Source organism: Streptomyces sp. NPDC002809 (assembly GCF_040295435.1).
In the GTDB taxonomy this organism is placed as follows: Bacteria; Actinomycetota; Actinomycetes; order Streptomycetales; family Streptomycetaceae; genus Streptomyces.
Map to the genome: position 1 here is coordinate 22197 of NZ_JBEOVJ010000097.1, position 7388 is coordinate 29584.

Sequence of the window (7388 nt, forward strand, 5' to 3'; positions counted from 1 at the left end):
CGGTTTCGTTCCCTTGCCGTCGCCCCACGACGGCGTTGCGGCGGCGGGGACCGGACGGTGATCCCCGCGCTGCCGGCCGTGCCGGCCGGCCGCGACCTGCCCTCCGACACCCTGGGCACGCTGCCCGCCGGCCGCCGGGCCGGCGGGCAGCGTGCCCAGGAGCCGCCGCACCAACGGCCGTGATCGCGTGCCCGCCGGGGCCGGCCGTCGGCGGGCGTCCTCCGGGCCGCGTGCGCTCAGCCGTGCCGCCCCCGCGTGAGGCTCGCCCCGGCCATCACTCCGAGGGCCACCGCCACCACGGTGAGCAGGGCGTTGACGGTCGTCAGCAGGCCGTCGGACCGGTTGCCCGCGAGGAGCTCGCCCACGCCCGTGAGGCTGAGGGAGCCCGGGACGAGCATCCAGAACGCGGGCAGGAACGTGACCTGGGACGGCGGGGCCGCACCCCAGCGCTCCAGGACCCGGGCGCACAGCGGCAGCACCATGCCGCCCAGGAAGGCGCCCAGGACGGCGTCGGTGACGGTCTGCCCGAACAACTGCACCGCCTCGACCGCACAGAGCACGAGCAGCAGCCACGGCACGGTGCGCGGTCGCGCGGAGGAGTTCAGGGCGAATCCGATCCCCAGCAGCAGCACCCCCGCCCAGGGGGCCCACGCCCCCAGCGAGTCGATGTGCGACCCCTCGGCCACGGGGCGGACGTGCGTCGTCTGCGCCCCGACCATGATGCCGAAGGCGAGGAGTACCAGAGTGCTGACCCCGTACATGAGGCGGCTGGTGCCGGAGACGACCGAACCCGACGAGAGCTCGATCATCCCCATGGTCAGGGCCGCGCCGGGCAGGAACGCCAGCAGGGGCGGGATGAGGATCCTGGTCGGGTCCTCGCCGAGCAGGGGGCCGCTGTAGCGGTAGGCGAGGACGGTCACGAGCGCGGCGGCGACCACGGGCAGGATCAGTGCGAACCTGCGAAGCGGGCCCCCGACGACCTCACGCACCACCCCCACCGCGAGCCCCAGGGCGAGATAGCCGATGAGCGCCGTCGGGCGCGGATACGTGATCATTCCGAGGCCGGTGGTCAGCACCATGTATCCCAGCACCCGCACCACGACCGGGAAGCGCGGCGGCAGCGCCTCGATGCTCCGCAGCCGCCGCGTGCCCTCCTCCGGCGGCAGCGGATGCGCGTACAGCTCGTCCAGGAAGCGGTACAGCGCGTCGATCTGGTCCAGGCCGAGGTCCCGGCCCCGTACCGCGGAGAAGTCGATGACCGCACCCGGGCCGTCGCCCACCCGTACGAAGACGCCCGTGGGCAGGACGAACGCGTGCACCTCGGGCATCCCGTAGCGCCCGCCCAGCGACCTGATCACCTGCTGCGCACGGTCGGTGGTCTCGCCCGCCCGGCACAGGGCCACACCGCACTCGCGCAGAAACCGCACCAGCTCCTTCGGCGGAGGCGGCTCCTCCTCCGGCTCCTCTACCGGTGGCGTACGCCACACGGAACTCAGCCGGGCCATGCCGCCGCGGAGCCTTCCGGCCGGATCGCTCCAGCCCGCGGGCTCCGTGTGCAGCGCGGGCGAGCGGCGCCTCGACGGCATGGGAAGCCCCCCTTCCGGCGAAGGGCGACGATGCTCGGCCTCCGCCTTTCGGACGAACGTAGTCCGCGCCCGGACACCCCGCACGGCGAAGGAGCCACCGGCCTCGCACCGCACGTGCAGGGCCGATGCGCATTCTGATGACCCACGCCACGCATTCGGCCGGGCCCGGGATCGACCCGGTCACCACCGAGATCATCCGCTGCGCGCTGCTGCAGGCCGCGGAGGACATGAACACCACCCTGATCCGCTCCTCGTACACGCCCACGATCGAGCTTGATGACGAGGAAGCCGTGCGCGTCGACGGTGACGGTCGCGTCCGGCGGGACGACGGTGGTGGAGGTGGCCTCGACGATGATCGCGGGACCTGCCAGACGGGTGCCGGCGGACAGCTGTTCGCGTCGCAGTACGGGGGTGTCGTGGGCCGTGCCGTCGAAGAAGACGGACTTGCTGCGCGGCGTGGGCGTCCCGCCCGTCTCCGGGGCGAACGCAGCGGCCTCCAGCGGCGGCAGAGCACCGAGCGCCGTGGTGCGCAGCGTCACGAACTCGACCGGGGCCCCGGGTGTGGCATGCCCGTAGCGGCGCTCGTGCAGCGCGGCGAAGCGGTCGGCGACCGAGTCGGGGAAGCCCTCGGCGGCCGGCTCGGCGGAGTCGGTCAGGGGCACGGTCAGGGTGTAGTCCTGACCCTCGTAGCGCATGTCCACCGCGTGCTCGACGCGGCGCCTCTCGGCAGGGATGTGCTGTTCGCCGAGCGCGGTCGGACCGTCAGCCTCCAGGACCGCGAGCGCCTCGGCCATCGCGCCGCCGTCGAGCGTGTCGCCCGGGGTGAAGAACTGGCGGGTCAGGTCGCGTCGTACCTCGGTGCCGAGCATGCCCCACGCGGAGAACGCGCCGGGGAAGCGGGGGACCACGACCTCCTCCACGCCCAGCTCGCGCGATCTCGACGGCGTGCATCGGGCCCGCGCCGCCGAACGCGAAGAGAACGAACTCCCGTGGCTCCCGGCCGTGTTCGACCGTCAGGGTGCGGATGGCCTGTGCCATTTTGGCGTTGGCCACCGAACAGATGCCGCTCGCCAGCTCCATGGGGCCGAGGCCCAGTTCACCGGCCAGTTCGCCGACGGCGCCGCGCGCCGCCGCGACGTCGAGCGTCATGTGGCCGCCCGCGAACCACTCCGGGTCCACCCGGCCGAGTACCGCGTTCGCGTCGGTGACCGTCGCCCGGGTGCCGCCGCGGCCGTAACAGGCGGGTCCGGGAACCGCGCCCGCGGACTCGGGGCCGACCCGCAGGCCGCCGGCCTCCGCGTAGGCGAGTGAACCGCCGCCCGCGCCGATGGTGTGCAGGTTGACCAGGGGCATCAGGACCGGGAAGCCGTCGGCGGAGCCCTCGTTGGAGACGTCCGGGCGCCCGTCCAGGACCAGGGACACATCGAAGGACGTGCCGCCCATGTCGACGCAGATGGCGTTGGGCCGTCCCAGCAGCGCGGCGGCCGCGGTCCCGCCCATCGTGCCGCCCACCGGCCCCGACAGCAGCGTCTGCAGCGGGTGGCGGCGGGCATACGCGGCGTCGACGATGCCGCCGGACGACTGCATGACCTGCACCGGCACCGCCAGGCCGCGCTCGGCGAACCGCTCCTCGATCCGGCCGAGACCGCGGCGCACGACCGGACCGGTGTACGCGTCCAGCACGGCCGACGACGTGCGCTCGTACTCCCGCCACTCGCGCGCCACCTGGTGCGAGAGGACGACCATGACGTCCTCGCCCAGTTCCTCGGCGAGGATCTCTCCGGCGCGCAGTTCGTGCGCCGGGCCGACATAGCTGAACAGGAACGACACGGCGACGGCCGCGAAGCCCTCCGCGCGGGCCCGCCGCGCGGCGGCGCGCACCGCCTCCTCGTCGAGAGGCACCAGTTCGGTGCCGCGCCAGTCGAGCCGCCCGCCCGCCTCGGCGGTGTCCGCCGTGCCGACCAGGGGGGTCGGCTTGCGGTAGTGCAGGTCGAACATGCGGTCACGGTTGCCGCGGGCGATGCGGTACACGTCCCGCATCCCGGCGGAGGTGAGCAGCAGGACGCGGGCGCCCTTGCGCTCCAGCAGGGCGTTCAGACCCTGCGTGGTGCCGTGCACGAAGAACGAGATGTCGCCCGGATCGTCGACGGCTCTGCCCAGCGAGGCGAAGACGCCCTCCGCCAGATCGCCCGGCGTGGTCGGGGCCTTTGCTGCGAGATAGGTGCCGCGCGTCTCGTCGTGCGCGACGACATCGGTGAACGTGCCACCGATGTCCATGGCCACCCGGTACGTCATGCCGCCTCCCGGCTTGTCTCAAGGGATGAGCGGACGCTATCGGCGGCCGTCGGCGCAGGCATGTGCGTGCTGCACGGGTGGGGCCGGGTCACCGTGCACGGTGCATGGTCAGGCGGTCTCGGCCACGCCGCCCGCCTGCTGGACGTCCTCGTGCAGATGCACGATCAGCCAGCGTCCTTCGGCGTCCCGGCGCAGCACGGCGGTGTTGCGGTTCAGCTCCGGGAGCAGCGGGACACCGTCCCGCTCCGGGGTGAAGGTGACACGCAGCCGGTGCCGCAGCAGCGCGGTGTCGCCGAAGACGTCGACGACCGGGTCGTACGCGTACAGCCCGGTCTCCTCGGGCCCGTCGCCCGCGGCGGGCCGCTCGGCGCGCAGCCGGTCCAGATCGTCCTGCCCCTGGACGAGCGGCCCTCAGGCGGAGTCCCAGAGGGTGGCCGCCGGGTCGAGGCACGCGTCGATCCGTGCGCGGTCGCCCGCGACGTACGCGTCGTACATCCCCGTGACCAGGGACCAGATGGCCTCGGTCTCGGCGGGGGAGGCGCCGGGGCGGGCGGACGGGGTGCCGGAAGGCGTGGAGAGGTTCATGCGGAAGCTCCGACGAGGATCGCGGGAAGGCGCCGGGCGGCGCTGACGGAAGAACACGGTAACCACCCGGCCGCACCGTCCCCAGGGGTGCCGGTGTGCACGGGATCATCATCGGCGACCGTCGGCACGGGCGTGCCTCGCGCACGAGCGGCTGCTCCGGCGAGGGTGCTTTCCCGTCGCGCGGGAAGGGTGACGGCGGCCGGGCCGTCCGCGGAACGTACGATGGCCGCCATGCGAAACCGCCCGATCCCCGGCAGTTCCGGCCTTGTACGGACCATGAGTCTGCTCGGCGACCCGGTGCTCCACACCGCGTGCGAGCCCGTCACGGACTTCGGCCCCTCCCTCGCCCGGCTCGTCGAGGACCTGTTCGCCACGATGTACGCGGCGCAGGGCGTCGGGCTCGCCGCCAACCAGGTCGGTGTGCCGGTGCGGGTGTTCGTCTTCGACTGCCCCGACGACGAGGAGGTCCGCCACCTCGGCCACGTGGTCAACCCCACGCTCGTCGAAGCGGACGGCGTCACGGTGCGCGGTCCCGAGGGCTGCCTCTCGCTGCCGGGCATCGAGGCGGGCACGCCTCGCTTCGACCACGCCGTGGTCGAGGGGCTGGACATCGAGGGAGAACCGGTGAGGATCGAGGGGACCGGCTTCTTCGCCCGCTGCCTCCAGCACGAGTGCGATCATCTCGACGGATCCGTCTACACGGACCGGCTGACCGGGCTGCGCCGGGCGCGCGCGCTGCGCGCGGCCCGCCGGGCGCCCTGGGGGCGCACCGGCTGACCGGCCGCGTCAGAACCCGGGGCCGCCGGGGCGGTCGCCCGCCGCGGCCAGCCTGCCCCAGAGCAGATCGGCCAGGCTCCGGACCAACTGCTCGCGCGAGCAAGGGCGTTCGCCCAGCCACCAGTCGCCTGCCGCGTGCATCATGCCGACGATGCCATGGCCCCAGATCCGGGCCATCTCCTGGCTGTCCGGGCCGAGATCCACCCTCTCCGCGATGACGGTGGCGAGCTCCTCGCCGAGGCGCCGCAGCAACGGGGCCGAGTGCCGTCCGACGTCGAAGCCCTGCTCGGGGGAGGGCACCGCGTCCTCGGAGGGGTGCATAAGGAAGCGGTAGACCTGCGGACGTGCCTCGATCGCCGCGAGGTAGGTGTCGAGTGTCGCCTCGACGCGCCGGCGGCGGTCGGCGGGGGCGTCGAGCGCGGCTCGCAGGGCGCTCAGCAGTGCGTCGGTGTGCCGTTTGGCGAGGGCGCGGTAGAGGCCGCCCTTGTCGCCGAAGTGCCGGTAGAGGATGGGCTTGGTGATGCCCGCCTCCGCGGCGATGGCGTTCATCGAGGCCCCGGGGCCGTCCCTGAGCACCACGCGGTCGGCGGCCTCGAGCAGTTCACGGCGGCGGCGTTCGGCCGCTGTCCGCTGTCGCTCGGCCTGTCGTGTGGTCTCCATGTCGTTTCTCCCACCCCTGACCCTGCATGTCCGTCCTGCCTGCGCAACGTAACACCCTGCCCAGCGGCGCGTGGATCGCCGCCCGAGCGGTTGACACAGGCTACTTGTCGGTAACAGACTGTTGTTACCGCAAGTAACGATCTTTTGACGGCAGCACGTGGAGGGGAACATGGCCGAGTTCACGCTCGAGCTCAACGACGACCAGAAGCAGGTCCGTGACTGGCTTCACGGCTTCGCCGCGGATGTGATCCGTCCGGCAGCTTCCGAGTGGGACGAGCGTGAGGAGACGCCCTGGCCCGTCATCCAGGAGGCCGCCAAGGTCGGAATCTACTCCCTGGACTTCTACGCGCAGCAGTTCTTCGACCCGACGGGCCTCGGCATCCCGATGGCGATGGAGGAGCTGTTCTGGGGCGACGCGGGCATCGCCCTGTCGATCGTCGGCACCGGCCTGGCGGCCGTCGGCGTCCTCGCCAACGGCACCGAGGAGCAGATCGGCACCTGGATCCCCCAGATGTACGGCGACGCGAACGACGTGAAGGTCGCCGCATTCTGCTCCTCCGAGCCCGACGCCGGTTCCGACGTCGCCTCGATGCGTACCCGTGCGGTGTACGACCAGGCCAAGGACGAGTGGGTACTCAACGGCACCAAGACCTGGGCGACCAACGGCGGCATCGCCAACGTCCACGTCGTGGTCGCGGTCGTCGACGCCGAGCTCGGGTCCAAGGGGCATGCCTCCTTCATCGTGCCGCCGGAGACTCCCGGCCTCTCGCAGGGCCAGAAGTTCAAGAAGCACGGCATCCGCGCCTCGCACACCGCCGAGGTCGTCCTGGAGGACGTGCGCATCCCGGGGCACTGTCTGCTCGGTGGCAAGGAGAAGCTCGACCAGCGCCTCGCCCGGGCCCGCGAGCGCGCCGCCTCAGGTGGCGGCGAGCGCGTGAAGAACGCCGCGATGGCCACGTTCGAGGCGTCCCGCCCGGCCGTCGGCGCGATGGCCGTCGGTACCGCCCGCGCCGCGTACGAGGTCGCGCTGGACTACGCGAAGACCCGGACCCAGTTCGGCCGTCCGATCATCGACAACCAGGGCATCGCCTTCCAGCTCGCCGACATGCGGACGCAGATCGACGCGGCGCGTCTGCTGGTCTGGCGCGCCTCGTGGATGGCGACCGCGGGCAAGCCGTTCGATTCGGCCGAGGGTTCCATGTCCAAGCTGTACGCGAGCGAGACGGCCAAGAAGGTCACTGCTCAGGCGATCCAGATCCTCGGCGGCAACGGCTTCACCCGTGAGTACCCCGTGGAGCGGATGCACCGTGACGCGGCGATCTACACGATCTTCGAGGGGACGAGCGAGATCCAGCGACTGGTGATCGCCCGCACGCTGTCCGGGATGCCTCGGACGCTCATTCGCGACGATTTCGACGAGCGCTTCCAGGCGGCCGTCGACGAGACGGAGAAGTTCTACGGGGCGGAGGGGGTCGCGGCCGAGGA

The 7388-nt window shown here is 72.4% G+C and carries 7 protein-coding genes; 2 read left to right on the forward strand and 5 right to left on the reverse strand.

Annotation, left to right across the window (positions count from 1 at the left end; genetic code table 11):
* Window positions 1–236: 236 nt before the first annotated feature.
* The 4 genes from ABT025_RS34595 to ABT025_RS34610 all read right to left on the reverse strand — a co-directional run bounded on the left by ABT025_RS34595 (window position 237) and on the right by ABT025_RS34610 (window position 4466).
* Complete coding sequence (locus ABT025_RS34595; protein ID WP_351002624.1) at window positions 237–1586, reverse strand: threonine/serine exporter family protein; 1350 nt, start codon at window positions 1584–1586, stop codon at window positions 237–239.
* On the reverse strand, window positions 1493–2455 hold the full coding sequence (locus ABT025_RS34600) for a hydantoinase/oxoprolinase family protein (RefSeq protein WP_351002625.1): 963 nt from the start codon (window positions 2453–2455) through the stop codon (window positions 1493–1495). Before ABT025_RS34600 ends, ABT025_RS34595 begins: the two co-directional genes overlap by 94 nt.
* Window positions 2349–3881, reverse strand: a complete 1533-nt coding sequence (locus tag ABT025_RS34605; protein ID WP_351002626.1) for a hydantoinase/oxoprolinase family protein — start codon at window positions 3879–3881, stop codon at window positions 2349–2351. The genes ABT025_RS34600 and ABT025_RS34605 overlap by 107 nt, the downstream gene beginning before the upstream one ends.
* 411 nt (window positions 3882–4292) lie before the next feature.
* Entirely contained in the window at window positions 4293–4466 is a 174-nt protein-coding gene (locus ABT025_RS34610; protein ID WP_351002627.1) for a hypothetical protein, read from the reverse strand.
* 231 nt (window positions 4467–4697) lie between these two features.
* Between ABT025_RS34610 and def the strand changes: the two genes are divergently transcribed.
* A complete protein-coding gene (gene def, locus ABT025_RS34615) occupies window positions 4698–5243 on the forward strand; it encodes a peptide deformylase (protein ID WP_351002628.1) in 546 nt (181 codons plus the stop codon).
* Between the two features lie 9 nt (window positions 5244–5252).
* Here def and ABT025_RS34620 read toward each other — a convergent pair whose 3' ends face one another.
* Complete coding sequence (locus tag ABT025_RS34620; protein ID WP_351002629.1) at window positions 5253–5903, reverse strand: TetR/AcrR family transcriptional regulator; 651 nt, start codon at window positions 5901–5903, stop codon at window positions 5253–5255.
* A 169-nt stretch (window positions 5904–6072) separates the two neighbouring features.
* Here ABT025_RS34620 and ABT025_RS34625 point away from each other — a divergent pair.
* On the forward strand, window positions 6073–7388 hold a 1316-nt coding region (locus ABT025_RS34625; RefSeq protein WP_351002630.1), incomplete at its 3' end, for an acyl-CoA dehydrogenase family protein.